Source organism: Providencia sp. PROV210 (assembly GCF_028479445.1).
GTDB classification, from domain to species: domain Bacteria; phylum Pseudomonadota; class Gammaproteobacteria; order Enterobacterales; family Enterobacteriaceae; genus Providencia; species Providencia rustigianii.
Genome location: NZ_JAMPNQ010000009.1, coordinates 45,534 through 62,570 on the forward strand (window position 1 = coordinate 45,534; position 17,037 = coordinate 62,570).

Genomic DNA, 17,037 nt, shown 5'->3' on the forward strand with positions numbered 1-17,037 from the left:
ATTCCCCTTAAATAAAAAAACTACACAGCCTATTTCGAGCGTCTGACGCCCTAAATAACGACTGTATTATTTGCCTTTTACAGCTTTAATCACATTAATCATTTCGAGAGCAGTCAGTGCAGCTTCTGCACCTTTGTTACCTGCTTTAGTACCAGCACGCTCAATAGCTTGCTCGATATTTTCAGTGGTTAATACACCGAAAGTCACAGGAACATCACTGTTCATTGCTACATGAGACAGACCAGAGCTACACTCACCAGCAACATATTCAAAGTGCGCAGTACCGCCACGAATAACGGTGCCTAATGCGATAACTGCATCATATTTTTTGGTTTCTACCAGAGCTTTAACCACAAGCGGTAATTCATAAGCACCTGGAACCCAAACAACGGTGATGTTTTCTTCAGCAACTTGACCAATACGATCTAATGCATCAATTGCACCGTCCAGCAGACTATCATTAATAAAGTTGTTAAAACGAGCGATAGCGATAGCAACACGCGCTTTTGGCGCGGCAACAACACCTTTAATTACGTTCATAGTCTTCCTCAAATATTAATTATAACCCGCGGGGCGCGGATTTTATCACATTCTTTCATTAATCGTATGAGTGATTTTTAGCAAACTGCTAAAAAAACACATTTACCATACGGGACGCAGTCTTACCCGCAAGTCATTTCCCACTTTTTCCACATCAGTAAATTCAAAGTTTGGCGCATCTGAAAGAGATTTCAATGCAGGGAAATTGACTAATCCACGCGCGGTATCCCCTAGCAATTTAGGGGCAATATACACAATAAGTTCATCAACTAAACCTAACTTTAGTAGTGAGCCTGCAAGCGTTGGTCCTGCTTCAACCCAAATGCTATTGATATTACGTTTAGCCAACTGCATCATCAAAATCACTAAATCAATGCCATTTTCATCCGCAAGGATCGGAACTTGCTCCACTTGACCTTGCCATGTGACTTCATTATCTGGCGTTGGGCGTATTAACCAACACTCCCCCGCTAACTGAGTCACTTGGTGCTCAGGGGTCACTTTATTATGGCGGTCTAACACAATACGGATCGGCTGACGCAGTTGATCTTCTGGATATTCTTGCTGGATATCACTCGGTAATTCACTCCAACGAACCGTTAAAGCCGGATCATCGGCAATCACCGTATTACTGGTACTGAGGATTGCACTTGCTTGGGCTCTGAGAACCTGCACGTCTTTGCGTGCCGCTGGGCTAGTGATCCACTTACTTTCCCCTGATTCTAATGCTGTTTTGCCATCTAATGACGCGGCCAGCTTTAATTGAATATAGGGGAAAGCGGTACGCATACGTTTTAAGAAGCCACGATTTAGAGCTTCGGCTTGTTCCAATAGAATATTACTGGATGTCTCAATCCCAGCCTGGGAGAGCATATATAGCCCGCGACCTGCGACTTGGGGATTGGGATCTTGCATTGAGGCAACCACACGGCTTACCCCAGCCTTAATTAAGGCCTCTGCGCAAGGTGGCGTGCGTCCATGATGACTGCAAGGCTCAAGGGTCACATAGGCCGTTGCGCCTCTAGCTTTGTCTCCCGCCATACGCAATGCGTGAACTTCAGCATGGGGTTCTCCCGCCTTCTGGTGATAGCCTTCACCGACAACTTCACCATCACGGACAATGACACAGCCTACATTCGGATTGGGTGAGGTAGTAAAACGCCCTTTTCGTGCTAATTCAAAAGCACGAGCCATATATATGCGGTCTTGTTCAAGCATTGATATCAATCCTGTAGTTTAGCGATTTCTTCACCAAACTCTCGTATATCTTCAAAACTACGATAAACAGAGGCAAAGCGAATATACGCCACTTTATCGAGCTTTTTTAATTCATCCATTACCAAGTTCCCAATCAGTTTTGATGGGACTTCACGCTCACCCGTTGCTCTTAGGTGGGACTTGATAGAAATAATCGCTTGTTCAATAGCATCAGAACTCACTGGCCGTTTTTCTAAGGCTTTCAGCATACCTCGATTCAGTTTTTCTTCATCGAAAGGTTCGCGGACCTCGTCACTTTTGATAACCCTAGGCATAACCAATTCCGCCACTTCAAACGTGGTAAAACGTTCATGGCAAACTAAACACTGGCGGCGTCTGCGCACTTGTGAGCCTTCACCAACCAGACGCGAGTCGATGACTTTCGTATCTACAGCTGAGCAAAATGGGCAATGCATAGCGATTCCTGATTATTTTCTATAGGTAGGTAGTGTAACTCAGACTGAAATGAAAAACACCTTGCAAGGTGGAACTCACAAGGTGTTTTCAATGCTTTATACCCATCAGAAATTAAGGCAATAAAGACTCTTGGTCAGCACCTTCTTTCTCGACTTTCGTCTGAAGTAAATGCTCACGCTTCATTCCCATCTTCAGTGCCAGTGCAGAAGCAACATAGATAGATGAGATAGTACCAATAGTCACACCGATTAACATAACCAGTGAGAAGCCTTCTAACATTGCGCCACCAAACAGATACAGCATCAGAACCACTAAAAGGGTCGTTGCTGAAGTCATGATGGTACGGCTTAATGTTTGGGTCAAAGAGACGTTCATAATTTCATAAGGTGTACCACGACGGATCTTACGGAAGTTTTCGCGGATACGGTCAGAAACTACGATACTATCGTTAAGGGAATAACCGATAACTGACATCAATGACGCCACAATTGTCATGTCGATTTCAATATGAAATAGAGACAAAATACCTAATGTGATGACAACGTCATGCGCAAGTGCTAATACCGCACCCGCCGCTAAACGCCATTCAAAACGGAAACCAACGTAGATTAAGATACAGATCAGTGCCGTTAACAGAGCTAATGCTCCCGTTTGCGCCAGTTCTGCACCTACACTTGGTCCCACGAATTCAATACGTTTAACGGTTGCTTGATCATCAACATTTTGGTTGATGATGGTGATAATCTCTTTACCAACTTCTTGACCCGCAACACCTTCAACTGGCGGTAAGCGGATCATAATGTCACGGCTGCTACCAAAGTTCTGGATTAAGGGATCTTTATGATTCGAGTTAGACAAGCTATCACGAATTTTATCCAAATCAGCAGGCTGACTTAAGTTGATTTCGATAACTGTACCGCCCGTGAAATCTAAGCCCCAGTTAAAACCTTTGAGCCCGATAATCACGCAAGAAGCGATCAGTAATACGATAGAAATACCAAAGGCAACGTTGTCCCAGCGCATAAAGTCATAGACTTTACGACCATAGTTCAATTGTTCAACAGTATAATCCTGTGCCACAACGTGCTCCTTAAATTGACAGCTTGTTAATACGTTTACCGCCGTAAAGCAGGTTCACGATTGCACGCGTACCAACAATAGCTGTAAACATAGAGGTTGCGACACCAATCGCTGTCGTAATTGCAAAGCCTTTAATCGACCCAGTACCCACTGCATAGAGAATAATTGCGGTGATTAAGGTGGTTAAGTTTGCATCGGTAATACTTGAGAAGGCGCCTTTATACCCTTCGTGGATCGCTTGCTGCACCGAACGTCCATTGCGTAACTCTTCTTTGATACGCTCGTTTATCAGAACGTTGGCATCGACGGCAACCGCAAGGGTTAAGACGATACCTGCAATACCCGGCATGGTTAATGTTGCTCCCGGTAATAGGGACATAACACCAACAATCATCACCAAGTTTGCCATCAGTGCGCTACTCGCAATCAGACCAAACTTACGATAGTAAATAATCATAAATAGGATTGATGCTAATAGACCAGCAATACACGCTTTCAGACCTTGTTCGATATTTTGCATACCGAGAGTTGGGCCGATTGTACGCTCTTCAACAATTTGGATTGGCGCAATTAACGCACCGGCACGTAACAATAATGAAAGCTGACGAGCTTCATTCGCGTTATCAATACCTGTAATACGGAATTTGCTACCAAAACGCGCTTGAATACGTGCAGCGTTAATCACTTTCTCATCTTTGACTAAAATCGCACGACCCGCTGCATCTTTCTTACCACTGTCTTTATATTCAACAAACAGGGTTGCCATCAGCTTATCTTGGTTGTCACGAGTAAAGTCAGACATGATAGAGCCACCAGGGCTATCAAGACCGATACTGACTTGTGGATAGCCATTTTCATCTGTTTCCGATGTGGAATCAGTGATATGGTCACCCGTTAATACAACACGTTTGTACAGCACATATGGCGTGCCATCACGGTCATATTTAATCTCGGAATCGCCCGGAATTCGTCCACTTTCAGCCGCAGCACTATCAACACTGGTATTCACTAAACGGAATTCTAATGTTGCAGTTGCACCTAAAATTTCTTTTGCACGAGCAGTATCTTGGATACCCGGTAATTCAACAACAATACGATCCGCACCTTGACGTTGAACCAGAGGCTCAGCGACCCCTAATTGGTTAACACGGTTACGAATGATAGTAATGTTCTGGGAGACGGCATAGTTACGAGCTTCACGTAAGCGCTCATCCGTCATAACAGCAATCATGGTATTATCGCTGCCATCGGAAAACACTAAGTCTGGATATTTACGTTCCAGCGTTTTCTCAGCTAAGCTGCGATCATCAGCATTACGGAAGCGAACTTCAACGCTATAATCACTGCCTTTACGAATAGAAGAGTACGCAATACCTGCTTGGCGCAAGTCATTACGCAAACCATCCATGTTTTGTTCCTGCAATTTACCTAATGCAGTGTCCATATCGACTTCCATCAGGAAGTGAACCCCACCACGCAAGTCGAGACCAAGTTTCATTGGTTCCCCACCGAGGGCTTCGAGCCATTTAGGCGTAGCAGGTGCTAGGTTTAATGCAACAACATACTGGTCGCCCAGCGCATTCATGATAACTTCACGCGCACGCAACTGAACATCAGAGTTGTTGAAACGGGCTAAAATTGCCCCATTTTCAAGAGCAACAGATTTGCTTTGAATTTTATCTGTTTCTAAAGCTTTTTGGACTTGGATCAGCGTTTGTTCATTGGCGGCGGTTCCCCGCACGCCAGTGATCTGAACAGCCGGATCCTCACCATATAGGTTTGGAAGTGCATACAGCAAACCGACGAGGATCGCAGTGATCAACATCAGATACTTCCATAAAGGATAACGGTTTAGCACGGCAGTTCCCTTCGGGAAAATTCAGAATTAAATTGCTTTCATTGTGCCTTTAGGTAAAACAGCAGCAACGAAATCACGTTTGATAGTTACTTCAGTGTTCTCACTCAGTTCAAGAACAACATAACCCGTTTCAGAAACTTTATTTACACGTCCGATTAAACCGCCAGTGGTTAAAACTTCATCACCCTTTGCAATGGATTCCATCAGCTTACGGTGGTCTTTAGCACGTTTTTGTTGTGGACGCAGGATCATGAAATAGAAAATCAGTGCGAAAACAACCAGCATGATAATCAGTGAATATGGGCTACCTTGTGCTGGTGCGCCTGCAGATGCCGCAGCTTCAGAAATTAAAAAACTCATTCAACTTTCCTCATTGTTATTGAAAGCAATTTCAAACATACATATTAACTACTTCAAGTTACATAAAATACATCAAACCGCTCTGTAACTAGAAATAAAAACTATTATTTACACTAAATAATTCAAATTATTGATACCAATAATTTGAAAACAGTGCAAAGAACAAAGGATACAGCCCGATATGCTACACAGAAAGGGCTAACTTCGCACTTAAATTCACTCTCTATTTAATGAAGGCTGAGGTTTCCCAATCTTCTCGTAAAAATCAGAGGCAAACTGTTCAAAATTTCCAGCTTCAATGGCTTCTCGAATACCGGCCATTAAGCGCTGATAGTAACGTAAATTATGAATGGTATTGAGGCGCGCACCCAGAATTTCATTACAACGGTCAAGATGGTGTAGATATGCACGGCTGTAATGGCGACAAGTATAGCAGTCACAATCCGCATCAAGGGTTGATGTATCTGACTTATACTTAGCATTACGAATTTTTACCACGCCATTAGTCACAAATAAATGACCATTACGAGCATTACGCGTTGGCATAACACAGTCGAACATATCGATACCACGGCGAACACCTTCGACTAAATCCTCAGGCTTACCAACGCCCATTAAATAGCGAGGTTTTTCGGCTGGAATTTGTGGACAAACATGCTCTAAAATACGATGCATATCTTCTTTAGGTTCACCCACAGCCAAACCGCCTACAGCGTACCCATCAAAGCCGATTTCTACCAGCCCCTTAACAGAAATATCACGTAAATCTTCGTAAACACTGCCTTGAATAATACCGAATAATGCATTTTTATTATTCAGTTCATCAAAGCGCTGGCGGCTACGCGCAGCCCAACGAAGAGACATTTCCATCGATGTCTTTGCATAGTCCCAATCCGCTGGATATGGCGTACACTCGTCAAATATCATGACGATATCTGAACCGAGGTCATACTGAATTTCCATCGATTTTTCAGGACTTAAGAATATTTTTTCACCGTTAATTGGATTACGGAAATGGACACCTTCTTCTTTAATTTTACGCATTGCGCCAAGACTAAAGACTTGAAAACCACCGGAGTCCGTTAAAATCGGTCCCTGCCATTGCATAAAATCATGCAAATCACCGTGTAATTTCATGATCTCTTGGCCTGGACGTAGCCACAGGTGGAAGGTGTTACCCAGCAGGATTTGAGCGCCAGTTTCTTTAACTTCTTCAGGGGTCATCCCCTTCACCGTACCGTAAGTTCCTACTGGCATGAATGCAGGGGTTTCCACCACACCACGTTCAAAAATCAGGCGACCACGACGAGCATTGCCATTGGTTGTCTGTAATTCATATTTCACGTTTTATCTCCTAGCATCAGAAAAACAGTCTGGTGCTATTGGTTACTCGGTATAAGCAAACAGCTTCGCTGTAACTTACTCATTAATTTGCCTCGCCAATTGACTCGAAACGAGCATTAGCATTCGGCGTAATAAACATGGCATCGCCATAACTAAAGAAACGGTATTTTTGCTCAACGGCTTCTTGATAGGCTTGCATGGTGTTTTTATATCCCGCAAACGCAGAGACCAACATAATTAATGTGGATTCAGGTAAGTGGAAATTAGTGATCAATGCATCGACCACTTGATATTGGTACCCCGGATAAATAAATATCTGAGTATCATCGAAAAATGGAGCAATTAGCGCATCTTGACTGGCTTTGGCCGCACTTTCTAATGAACGGACGGATGTCGTTCCTACTGCAATGACTCGGTTTCCACGTGCTTTACACGCAAGAACTGCATCAACAACATCTTGAGGAACTTCAGCGTATTCAGAATGCATAATATGGTCTTCGATCGAATCCACACGTACTGGCTGGAATGTTCCTGCGCCAACATGTAGTGTCACGAAAGCCATCTCAATGCCTTTTTGACGTAGCGCTTCTAACAGTGGCTCATCAAAATGTAACCCTGCTGTTGGCGCAGCCACCGCTCCCGGGCGTTGACTATAAACCGTTTGATAAAGCTCTTTATCAGACTCTTCATCTGGGCGGTCAATATACGGAGGCAGCGGCATATGTCCAATCTGGTTCAGGATGCTTAACACATCCCGCGCATCATCAAAACGCAGTTCAAACAACGCACCATGACGAGCAACCATTGTAGCATTCACGCTTTCATCTTCACCAAGCAACAGAGCTGCGCCCTCTTTGGGTGCTTTTGATGCGCGAACATGGGCTAAAACTCGGTGTTCATCCAGCATGCGCTCAACCAACACCTCAATTTTACCGCCACTCGCTTTGCGACCAAACAGTCGTGCAGGGATCACGCGAGTGTTGTTAAACACCAGCAAATCACCCGGCTCCAATTTTTCAAGGATATCGGTAAACACACCATGCGTGAGCTGCCCCGTGGCACCATCAAGGCTTAGCAAGCGACATGAGCTACGCTCTGCTTGAGGATAATGGGCAATAAGTTCTTCAGGTAATTCAAAAGTAAAATCGGATACACGCATTGTATTGACTTCAATCTAAAAAAATAAGGCGACTAGTCTAGTGCTGCACTGCCTCTGGCGCAAGAAATAAGCGCCATTTAGTTCAAAAAAACAGCAATAATGGGTAAATATTTAATTAAATAGCCCAAGCTGTATCTGTTAACTTTTTAGTTTATAGTAACCGCATGAATTATCTTGCTCATCTTCACCTCGCACACCTCGCCAAAAGTTCACTTTTGGGTAACATGATGGCTGACTATGTACGCGGCAATCCTTCTGGGAACTATTCACCAGAGATTGTAGCGGGGATCCGAATGCACAGAGCGGTGGATAGGATCACTGATACCCACCCGCTGGTTAAGCAAGCGCGTGCGCTATTTAGAGAAAAATACCGCCGAGTCGCACCTATTACCTTAGATCTCGTTTGGGATCATTTTCTTTCCCGATATTGGCATCGCATTGAAACACATATTTCACTCCCTGAATTTTTACATTCTGCCCGGCTAATCATTGAACCCCATTTATGTCATACCCCTGAAAAATTTCAGGAGTTAAATGAGTATCTCTGGTCACAACAATGGCTAACTCGCTACGGCGAAAAGGAGTACATAGGGAAATCCTTAAATGGCATGGCAAGGCGACGTCCAAAGCTAAGTGCGTTAAGTGGGTCTTTCGATGATTTTTTACTTAATTACGTGGAACTTGAAGACATTTTCTTTCAATTTTATCCACTGATGATCGACAATGCTAAGCAACAATTTTTTGCCCAAGAGTTCACATTACGTGCATCGGAATAAATTAAAACTTGCACTTTAATGGAATAAAACTATCTTATTGATATTAATTTATTAAATGAGTACAATTGATAGGTAAAAACTATCATATTAATCGGTTTTAATGCCTTTATTCCCATAAGATAAATCTTTATCCTATGGAGAGATTTTCCCGCAGGCTTTACGGTCATTGCGGAGATAGATACCCTTAAAACTCATAGGAGTAAATTATGGTTCTGGTAACACGTCAAGCCCCTGACTTTACTGCTGCTGCTGTTCTTGGTAATGGTGAAATTGTTGATAACTTCAACCTGAAAAGCCACCTGAATGGTCGTCCAGCTGTGATCTTTTTCTGGCCAATGGACTTCACTTTTGTTTGTCCTTCAGAGCTGATTGCATTCGACCATCGCTATGAAGAATTCAAAAAACGCGGCGTAGAAATTGTTGGTGTTTCTTTTGACTCTGAATTTGTTCATAACGCATGGCGTAAAACGCCAGTTGATAACGGCGGTATCGGTGAAGTTAAATATCCGATGGTTGCTGATATCAAACGTGAAATCATGAAAGCTTACGGCATCGAGCACCCAGAAGCAGGCGTTGCTCTGCGCGGTTCTTTCTTAGTTGATAAAAACGGTGTTGTTCGTCACCAAGTGGTTAACGACCTGCCATTAGGCCGTAACATCGACGAAATGCTGCGTATGGTTGATGCGCTGCAATTCCACGAAGAGCACGGTGATGTTTGCCCAGCTCAGTGGGAAAAAGGTAAAGAAGGCATGAATGCATCTCCAAAAGGCGTTGCAGCATTCCTGACTAAAAACGCAACTGGTCTGTAATTCAATCCAGTCAGTTTTAAGTGCCGGCTTTATGCCGGCATTTTTGTTTTTCACCCCATAAGCCCCACACCCTATCTCAAATTTTTTTCTACCTTGTTAACACTTTTCACTCTTATCCCTCAGTCTCTTGAATAAATCATGATATACATATTTGATACAAATAATTAACAATTCATTAATTAGCTGTATATCATAATTAGCCCAATATCCTTTTTCACAATCGGGAGATACGAATGATAAAAAAATCATGGAGTCCTTCTGTATTACTGCTGTCCTTATTGGTTTCCACACAATTGTACGCGGCCTCTGAACCCGCAGTAGAAGCTCAAAAAGGAATGGTCGTTTCATCTCAACATCTCGCTTCACAAGTGGGCGCAGATATTCTCAAAGCTGGAGGAAATGCCATCGATGCTGCCGTTGCTGTGGGTTATGCCCAAGCTGTCGTCAACCCTTGCTGTGGCAATATTGGTGGCGGTGGTTTTATGACCCTCCACTTGGCTGACGGAAAAGATATTTTTATTAATTTCCGAGAAACTGCACCAAAAGCCGCTAGTGCCGATATGTATTTGGACAAAAATGGTCAGTTAATTAAAGATGCTAGCTTGTATGGCTATCTAGCCTCTGGGGTTCCCGGAACAGTGAAAGGCTTAGATTACGCATTGGAAAAATACGGAACAATGGATCGTCAGCAGGTCATGAAACCCGCCATTAAGCTAGCAAGAGACGGTTTTATCCTAACTCGGGCTGATACCGATGTTTTGGATACAACAACCGAACGATTCAAACAAGATCCAGAAGTCGCACGTATTTTCTTAAAACCAGATGGGAGTGCTTACCAACCTGGAGATCGTCTTGTACAAACTGATTTGGCTAACACATTAGAAAAGATAGCAAATAATGGCCCCGTCGCTTTCTATGAGGGAGAGATCCCCAAAATTGTCGAAGAGGCTTCTAAGAAAAATGGCGGTATCCTCACGGCCCAAGACTTCGCTCACTACACCATTACGGATACTACACCTGTGAGCTGCACTTATCGCGGCTATAAATTTATTTCGGCTCCACCACCAAGCTCTGGCGGAGTGACTATCTGTGAAACATTAAATATCTTAGAAGGTTACGATCTGAAAGAAATGGGCTTTAACTCCGCCGAATATATTCACACTTTGACGGAAGCCATGCGCCACGCCTATATGGATAGAAATACCTTCTTGGGTGACCCAGCATTCGTTAATAATCCAACGGACAAATTGCTCAGCAAGCAGTACGCCGCTGATCTGCGCAAAGAGATTGTTCCAAATAAAGCGACGCCATCCACTCAAGTCCAACCCGGTATGGGGCCCCACGAAAAACCAGAAACCACCCACTATTCTGTCGTTGATGATAAAGGCAATGCCGTTTCCACGACTTATACCATAAATGGTCGTTTTGGCTCTGTCGTCATCCCTCCTGGAACAGGCTTTTTCCTCAATGATGAAATGGATGATTTCACCACTAAAGTGGGGGAGAAGAATATGTATGGGTTAGTTCAAGGAGAGCGTAACTCAATCGCCCCCGGTAAGCGCCCACTATCATCGATGAGCCCGACAATTGTGACTAAAGATGGAAAAGTATTCTTGGTGCTTGGTTCTCCGGGTGGTTCACGGATTATTTCCATTACACTACAAACTGCCTTGAATATTATTGACCATGGTATGCCACCTCAAGAAGCCGTCAATGCGCCACGAATTCATCATCAATGGCTACCTGATGAGGTTTATTATGAGCAGCGAGGCGTTTCTAAAGACTCATTAGCCCTATTAGATAAGATGGGTTACAAAATGGTAGAGCAGACCCCATGGGGTGCAGCTGAGCTGATTATGATTGGTATTCCAGATGGTGCAGGCGTCAGCGCTAAATCGTCAGGTAATGACTCTGCGGTCTCAGGTAAGGTTCGTGAAGGATTTATCTACGGTTCCAATGATGTTCGTCGCCCTGCGGGCAGCGCTGTTGGTGTGAATTAGTTTGCTACCGTAATAGCAAAAATGCCAGCTGATTTATCGCCAGCTGGCATTTCATTGAGCACTCACAAAATATTAAGCATGCTTATGCTGCTCAGAAGATGGGGCTATCAATCTATCGCACAAGGCGGCAATCACTAGCACTACCAGCGATGGTAACAACCATGCTAAATCTTGCTCATACAGTGGAATTGAAGTCATCCAATCAGGAATGTACGCTTTCAAACTCTCAGTTGCTTTCACTGCACCAATCAAGCCAACCACAAAACTCGTCAACATTGTTGGAGCAATAACAACCGTCGGATTACGCCACCATCTCAATGTAAAGCTCATTAAAATCAGCACAATACAAGGTGGATAAATCGAAACAAGTACAGGTAATGAAAACGCAATTAATTTGCTTAATCCAAGGTTCGAAATAACCATGGAGAATACACCGAGAATTAAGACTAATTTACGATAAGAAATCGATACATAGCGACTGAAGAACTCAGCACAAGCACACGTTAAGCCGACCGCCGTTACCATGCAAGCAACAAAGATCAATACCGCAAGGAAGAAGCTTCCATAATCACCAAATGTATATTGGACATATGCGTGTAAGATATCTGCGCCATCAGCAGGATTAGGGATCAGCGAGCCGCTATTTTCACCTAATTTAAACAGAGAAAGATAAACTAAGGTCAGTAATACACCAGCAATCAAACCAGCCCACATTGTATAGCGAGTCAGTAATGATGAGTTTTCAATTCCTCGGGAACGGGCAGCGTTAACAATGACGATACCAAATACCATGGCTCCCAAGGTATCCATGGTCAGATAACCATTAATAAAGCCATTGGAGAATGCCATCTCTTGGTATGCCTGAGTCGCCATAATCGGCTCACCGGCAGGCCACATGACAGCAGCAATACCTAACACCGCCAGCGCTAAAATTTTAACCGGTGCAAGAATATGCCCAACACTATCCAATAATTTGCCTGGATACAGAGAAATTCCGACCACTAAAACGAAATAAATCGCACTATAAATAAGTAACGAAATTTCTGATTCGCCACCCAGCAATGGTGCAATACCGACTTTATAGGAAACAGTTGCCGTCCTAGGTGTCGCAAATAGTGGACCAACAGATAAATACGCAACGATAGCTAATAAAAGCCCAGCCACTTTACCAACCGGCGTGCTGAGGGCTTCAATACCACCGCCAACTTTAGCGAGAGCAACAACAGTAAGAACGGGAAGACCGACCCCAGTAACAAGGAAACCCAGTGCCGCAGTCCACACTTGATCCCCTGCTTGTAAGCCGACCATTGGTGGGAAAATGATATTTCCAGCACCAACAAACAATGCAAAGGTCATAAGACCTAAAGCAATAATATCTCTGGATGATAAACGATGAGCCATAATATGTTAATTTTTAGTAATTTACGGAGACAAAATAGGATATTTCAAGAATAACCTATTGAAACATATATGACGAAATAGAGTTCTGATTAACATGGCATTAACAATATAAAATGCATGTCTTAGTTAGCTTTGCAATACTAAACATCAAAAAACAGTAAAAATCGCCAATAACTGGCGACAAGTAAAACTTTTATAGGGGAAAAAGGCAATAGCAAACCTTAAAACAAGAACAAACAACCAAACTAAATTTAAGAACCAGTGATTACTATCAGTAAAATTGCAATATCCACTATATATTCAGCTTAAAAATTAAGCAATAAAACATTATTTAGTCACTTAAGATGAAAACTAGCAGGATAAGATGAAGAAAATTGCAGGATTAAAACAAAAATATAGTGTAACCGTTAATTTTTACGCCAATTTTAGACGAGCAACAAGATAAAAAACCTTGGTAATTATATGATTTAATTACCAAGGTTTGTTTTTATCTTAGTTTTTCTCTATCAACTTTTTATCAGTAACAATAAATACATTCGGTAGGGTAAATGCGAATTCACTTCCTTTGCCTAATTGGCTCGTCACCGATAATTGACTGCTATGGTGCTGAACGGCATGTTTGACAATTGCAAGGCCTAACCCTGTACCACCTCCGCCTTGACGAGAGCGAGCCTTATCGACGCGATAGAATCGTTCAGTTAGTCGAGGTAAATGCTCTGCAGGGATCCCTGAACCATTATCACTCACGCTAAACCGTGCACCACTGCTGTTTCTCTGCCAAGTCACCTTAATTTTAGTGCCTTCTGGAGTGTGATTCACTGCGTTATACACAAGGTTTGCTACGGCGCTGCGTAGCTGTTCTTCATTACCATACACCCGTAGTTTTTCATCAATATTAAATTCAAACTCGTGGCGCCCTTGGCTTAAGCTAATCGCTTCCTGCTCAATCATTTTGAGGATCACCGGCATGTTAATCTCTTCATCGAGATTGATATGTGGTGCAACTTCAATACGCGATAGCTGCAACAGCTGCTTCACCAAGTTATCCATTCGATGGGTTTGCTCTTGCATCACCGTGAGCGCTTTTTTATTGATTGGTGAAATTCCATCTTGATCATCCATGACTTCAAGATACCCTTGGATAACGGTCAGTGGCGTACGTAACTCATGGCTGACGTTAGCAAAGAAATCTCTACGCGCTTTTTCCAGCCGGCGCTTTTCAGTCACATCCCTAGCAACCATTAATAACTGTCCACTGGTGTAAGGTAAAATACGAAACTCAACAATTTCCCCACTGTTCAATTCGATGGTCAACGCTTGTTCATACTGTTTGACAGTAAAGTAACGACTGAAATCTGGGTAACGCAGTAAATTGAAGATATGTTGTCCATTATCCTCAGGCCAACGAAAACCCAGAAGTTGCTGAGCATGCCGATTACACCAGAAAATACTTCCCTCCGTCGTCATCATCACGACAGCATCGGGAAGTGATTCAGCCCCACTTCGAAAGCGTTTAATCAATTGCCCAAGTTCACGGCGACGCTTACGGTTACGCTGCTGCATCTGATAAATACCGTAGAATATAGGCTCCCATCCGCCTTTCCCTTCTGGTGGAAGCATACTTCTATCAAGCCATAGCCAGTCAGATAATTTTAAGAGGTTATAACCGTGCCATAATAAAGCAGCCAGCAATGAAATCACCAGCAGCCATGAAAGATGACCGATAAAAATAGACAATATTAATGCGGGTAAAATAAATAAAAACAGCCCCCAAACCAGCTGTTTTATTGATAAGCGTTCAAGCACCCATGTTTCTCCCTAATGGTTTCTCAATAACGAACAGAGAAGCGATAGCCTGTACCACGTACCGTCTGTATCATTTTATCATGCCCTTCCTGCTCAAGTGCCTTTCTTAAACGACGAATATGCACATCCACCGTTCTATCCTCAACATAAACATTTGCGCCCCATACATTATTAAGTAGCTGTTCACGGCTATAAACTCGTTCAGGATGCGTCATAAAGAAATGGAGTAATTTATATTCAGTGGGTCCCATATCAATGGGGATTTCATTGCTTGTGACTCGATGAGAAGTAGGGTCTAACACTAACCCGTTCATTTCAATAATATCTTCCGTTGCCATTGGCGAAATGCGACGCAAGATAGCTTTCACCCGAGCAATTAATTCTTTTGGTGAGAAAGGTTTAATAAGGTAGTCATCGGCTCCCACCTCAAGCCCTTTTACGCGGTCTTCTTCTTCGCCACGCGCAGTGAGCATCATGACAGGAACATCACGCGTCGCACTATCGCGTTTCATGTGTTTGATAACTTGAATCCCAGAACCTCCAGGGATCATCCAATCTAGAAGGACTAAATCAGGTAAAGGATCGACTAACTGTGCGATTGCAGAATCATAATCATCGGCTTCTGTCGGTTGGAAACCGTTCTGTTCTAATACAAAACAAACCATTTCTCGGATGGGCGCCTCATCTTCAACAACTAGAATGCGTCTTGCCATGATTGTTCCTGTAAATAAGAAGAGATTTTTAATGTGAACGCATTATGCGTCAGTTTTGTGACAGAAATATGAATGCCTAAATGCAAAACTCAGATCCATCGCTAGATTAACAACTAAATGTCATTTAAGTGCAACATAAACCCCCTCTACAGTGACACATTCCTGCCTTCGTTGCGAAGCGCTTCGCAACTATTTTATCGGACTTTGCCATCATATTATCCCTATAGGGTATACTGTTCTCCAATAAACACATTGCATCTTAGTATAGTAAAAAGTGTAATAATCATAGGAAATGACAGCTCATGCGCATCATCCACACTTCGGACTGGCACCTCGGACAATACTTTTTCACCAAAAGCCGAGCGGCAGAACACCAACACTTTTTGAATTGGTTGATTGAGCAAATAACATTACACCACGTCGATGCACTGATTGTTGCAGGGGATATATTCGATACTGGCGCGCCACCAAGTTACGCCCGTGAGCTATATAATAAATTTATCGTTGATTTACAGCAGACAGGTTGCCAACTCGTGATATTGAGCGGTAACCATGATTCAGTTTCCGTGCTAAATGAGTCGAGTGAATTATTACGCTACCTTAATACCCATGTCATTACTTCAGGTGGCGAACCCCACATCATTACGTTGAAAGGCCAACATGGCCAACCCACAGGGCTAGTTTGCGCCATCCCTTTTTTACGTCCTCGGGATATTCAAACCAGTGTTGCAGGGCAAACCAGCGAAGAAAAACAACTTTCACTACAAACTGCAATTCATGATTATTACCAACATTGCTACCAACGTGCTGTTGAGCTGCGTAAATCCCTCGGATTAGATATCCCAATTATTGCCACAGGGCACTTAACCGTCGTGGGAGCTGCTCTTACTGATTCTGTCCGCGATATTTATATCGGTACGCTGGATGCTTTTCCTTCAGGCGCATTCCCTCCCGCTGACTATATTGCACTAGGGCATATTCATCGCTCCCAAGTGATTGGAGGGCAACCGCATATTCGTTATAGCGGCTCACCAATTGCATTAAGTTTTGATGAAGCACAACAGCAAAAAAGTGTTTGTTTAGTTGAATTTGATGGTCACCATTTTGTCGATGTCACTCTACTACCTATCCCGGTTTTACAACCGCTTCAAAGCTTAAAGGGCTCATTAAAAGAGCTTGAGCAACAACTTGACGCACTAAAAGAACAAGTTAGTGACCAACCAGTATGGTTAGATATTGAAGTCGCACCTCAAGACTATTTGGGGGATATTCAGCAGCGCATAGAAGAAATCACCCAACCACTTTCTGTGGAAGTCGTTCGCCTGCGCCGAGCTCGAAGGCTCCTTCAAGAGCAAAGTAATACAAAATCAAATGAAGCACTAAGCGAGCTGACTGCCGAAGAAGTTTTTTCTCGCCGCTTAGCACAAGAGTCTTTAGAAGACAAAGAATTAGAGCAACGTTTGCTACAACTATTCAAACAGTCCTATGCCATACTGCGTTCTGGACAGGGAGAATAA

The 17,037-nt window shown here is 43.2% G+C and carries 15 protein-coding genes; 4 read left to right on the forward strand and 11 right to left on the reverse strand.

Annotated elements, in window-relative coordinates:
- Positions 1 to 66: 66 nt before the first annotated feature.
- The 8 genes from ribH to queA all read right to left on the reverse strand — a co-directional run bounded on the left by ribH (position 67) and on the right by queA (position 8,015).
- Positions 67 to 540 (reverse strand): 6,7-dimethyl-8-ribityllumazine synthase, encoded by a 474-nt coding sequence (gene ribH, locus PR761_RS07815; RefSeq protein ID WP_006815780.1) that lies wholly within the window; start codon positions 538 to 540, stop codon positions 67 to 69.
- A gap of 102 nt (positions 541 to 642) precedes the next feature.
- Positions 643 to 1,758 (reverse strand): bifunctional diaminohydroxyphosphoribosylaminopyrimidine deaminase/5-amino-6-(5-phosphoribosylamino)uracil reductase RibD, encoded by a 1,116-nt coding sequence (ribD, locus tag PR761_RS07820; RefSeq protein ID WP_006815781.1) that lies wholly within the window; start codon positions 1,756 to 1,758, stop codon positions 643 to 645.
- Between the two features lie 5 nt (positions 1,759 to 1,763).
- Positions 1,764 to 2,213 (reverse strand): transcriptional regulator NrdR, encoded by a 450-nt coding sequence (gene nrdR, locus PR761_RS07825; RefSeq protein WP_039855609.1) that lies wholly within the window; start codon positions 2,211 to 2,213, stop codon positions 1,764 to 1,766.
- Positions 2,214 to 2,325: 112 nt separating this feature from the next.
- Positions 2,326 to 3,294, reverse strand: a complete 969-nt coding sequence (secF, locus tag PR761_RS07830) for a protein translocase subunit SecF (RefSeq protein WP_006815783.1) — start codon at positions 3,292 to 3,294, stop codon at positions 2,326 to 2,328.
- Positions 3,295 to 3,304: 10 nt separating this feature from the next.
- On the reverse strand, positions 3,305 to 5,152 hold the full coding sequence (gene secD / locus PR761_RS07835) for a protein translocase subunit SecD (RefSeq protein ID WP_071599562.1): 1,848 nt from the start codon (positions 5,150 to 5,152) through the stop codon (positions 3,305 to 3,307).
- A 27-nt stretch (positions 5,153 to 5,179) separates the two neighbouring features.
- Positions 5,180 to 5,512, reverse strand: a complete 333-nt coding sequence (yajC, locus tag PR761_RS07840; RefSeq protein ID WP_006815785.1) for a preprotein translocase subunit YajC — start codon at positions 5,510 to 5,512, stop codon at positions 5,180 to 5,182.
- A gap of 216 nt (positions 5,513 to 5,728) precedes the next feature.
- Positions 5,729 to 6,856 carry a tRNA guanosine(34) transglycosylase Tgt gene (gene tgt, locus PR761_RS07845; RefSeq protein WP_112836199.1) on the reverse strand — a complete coding sequence of 376 codons (1,128 nt, stop codon included), beginning with the start codon at positions 6,854 to 6,856 and terminating at the stop codon, positions 5,729 to 5,731.
- Between the two features lie 82 nt (positions 6,857 to 6,938).
- On the reverse strand, positions 6,939 to 8,015 hold the full coding sequence (gene queA / locus PR761_RS07850; RefSeq protein ID WP_006815787.1) for a tRNA preQ1(34) S-adenosylmethionine ribosyltransferase-isomerase QueA: 1,077 nt from the start codon (positions 8,013 to 8,015) through the stop codon (positions 6,939 to 6,941).
- A 164-nt stretch (positions 8,016 to 8,179) separates the two neighbouring features.
- Between queA and PR761_RS07855 the strand changes: the two genes are divergently transcribed.
- The 3 genes from PR761_RS07855 (at position 8,180) to ggt (ending at position 11,600) form a co-directional block, all read left to right on the forward strand.
- Entirely contained in the window at positions 8,180 to 8,791 is a 612-nt protein-coding gene (locus PR761_RS07855) for an acyl carrier protein phosphodiesterase (protein WP_112836197.1), read from the forward strand.
- Between the two features lie 206 nt (positions 8,792 to 8,997).
- Positions 8,998 to 9,600: a peroxiredoxin C gene (locus PR761_RS07860; RefSeq protein ID WP_006815789.1), complete on the forward strand. Its 603-nt coding sequence runs from the start codon at positions 8,998 to 9,000 to the stop codon at positions 9,598 to 9,600.
- A gap of 233 nt (positions 9,601 to 9,833) precedes the next feature.
- Complete coding sequence (ggt, locus tag PR761_RS07865; RefSeq protein ID WP_006815790.1) at positions 9,834 to 11,600, forward strand: gamma-glutamyltransferase; 1,767 nt, start codon at positions 9,834 to 9,836, stop codon at positions 11,598 to 11,600.
- 72 nt (positions 11,601 to 11,672) lie between these two features.
- On the opposite strand, the gene brnQ is transcribed toward ggt, so the two are convergent.
- The 3 genes from brnQ to phoB form a co-directional block, all read right to left on the reverse strand.
- Positions 11,673 to 13,001: a branched-chain amino acid transport system II carrier protein gene (gene brnQ, locus PR761_RS07870; protein ID WP_006815791.1), complete on the reverse strand. Its 1,329-nt coding sequence runs from the start codon at positions 12,999 to 13,001 to the stop codon at positions 11,673 to 11,675.
- Positions 13,002 to 13,493: 492 nt separating this feature from the next.
- Complete coding sequence (gene phoR, locus PR761_RS07875; protein WP_112836195.1) at positions 13,494 to 14,807, reverse strand: phosphate regulon sensor histidine kinase PhoR; 1,314 nt, start codon at positions 14,805 to 14,807, stop codon at positions 13,494 to 13,496.
- Positions 14,808 to 14,830: 23 nt separating this feature from the next.
- Complete coding sequence (gene phoB / locus PR761_RS07880) at positions 14,831 to 15,520, reverse strand: phosphate regulon transcriptional regulator PhoB (protein WP_115163991.1); 690 nt, start codon at positions 15,518 to 15,520, stop codon at positions 14,831 to 14,833.
- A gap of 302 nt (positions 15,521 to 15,822) precedes the next feature.
- Between phoB and sbcD the strand changes: the two genes are divergently transcribed.
- Positions 15,823 to 17,037, forward strand: coding sequence for an exonuclease subunit SbcD (gene sbcD, locus PR761_RS07885; protein WP_154611209.1), 1,215 nt, complete (start codon positions 15,823 to 15,825; stop codon positions 17,035 to 17,037).

What these genes read in the sequence shown, in the direction of transcription:
- ribH (WP_006815780.1), bottom strand. Translation starts at nt 540, where the DNA reads ATGAACGTAATTAAAGGTGTTGTTGCCGCGCCAAAAGCGCGTGTTGCT.
- ribD (WP_006815781.1), bottom strand. Translation starts at nt 1,758, where the DNA reads ATGCTTGAACAAGACCGCATATATATGGCTCGTGCTTTTGAATTAGCA.
- nrdR (WP_039855609.1), bottom strand. Translation starts at nt 2,213, where the DNA reads ATGCATTGCCCATTTTGCTCAGCTGTAGATACGAAAGTCATCGACTCG.
- yajC (WP_006815785.1), bottom strand. Translation starts at nt 5,512, where the DNA reads ATGAGTTTTTTAATTTCTGAAGCTGCGGCATCTGCAGGCGCACCAGCA.
- queA (WP_006815787.1), bottom strand. Translation starts at nt 8,015, where the DNA reads ATGCGTGTATCCGATTTTACTTTTGAATTACCTGAAGAACTTATTGCC.
- PR761_RS07855 (WP_112836197.1), top strand. Translation starts at nt 8,180, where the DNA reads ATGAATTATCTTGCTCATCTTCACCTCGCACACCTCGCCAAAAGTTCA.
- PR761_RS07860 (WP_006815789.1), top strand. Translation starts at nt 8,998, where the DNA reads ATGGTTCTGGTAACACGTCAAGCCCCTGACTTTACTGCTGCTGCTGTT.
- ggt (WP_006815790.1), top strand. Translation starts at nt 9,834, where the DNA reads ATGATAAAAAAATCATGGAGTCCTTCTGTATTACTGCTGTCCTTATTG.
- brnQ (WP_006815791.1), bottom strand. Translation starts at nt 13,001, where the DNA reads ATGGCTCATCGTTTATCATCCAGAGATATTATTGCTTTAGGTCTTATG.
- phoB (WP_115163991.1), bottom strand. Translation starts at nt 15,520, where the DNA reads ATGGCAAGACGCATTCTAGTTGTTGAAGATGAGGCGCCCATCCGAGAA.
- sbcD (WP_154611209.1), top strand. Translation starts at nt 15,823, where the DNA reads ATGCGCATCATCCACACTTCGGACTGGCACCTCGGACAATACTTTTTC.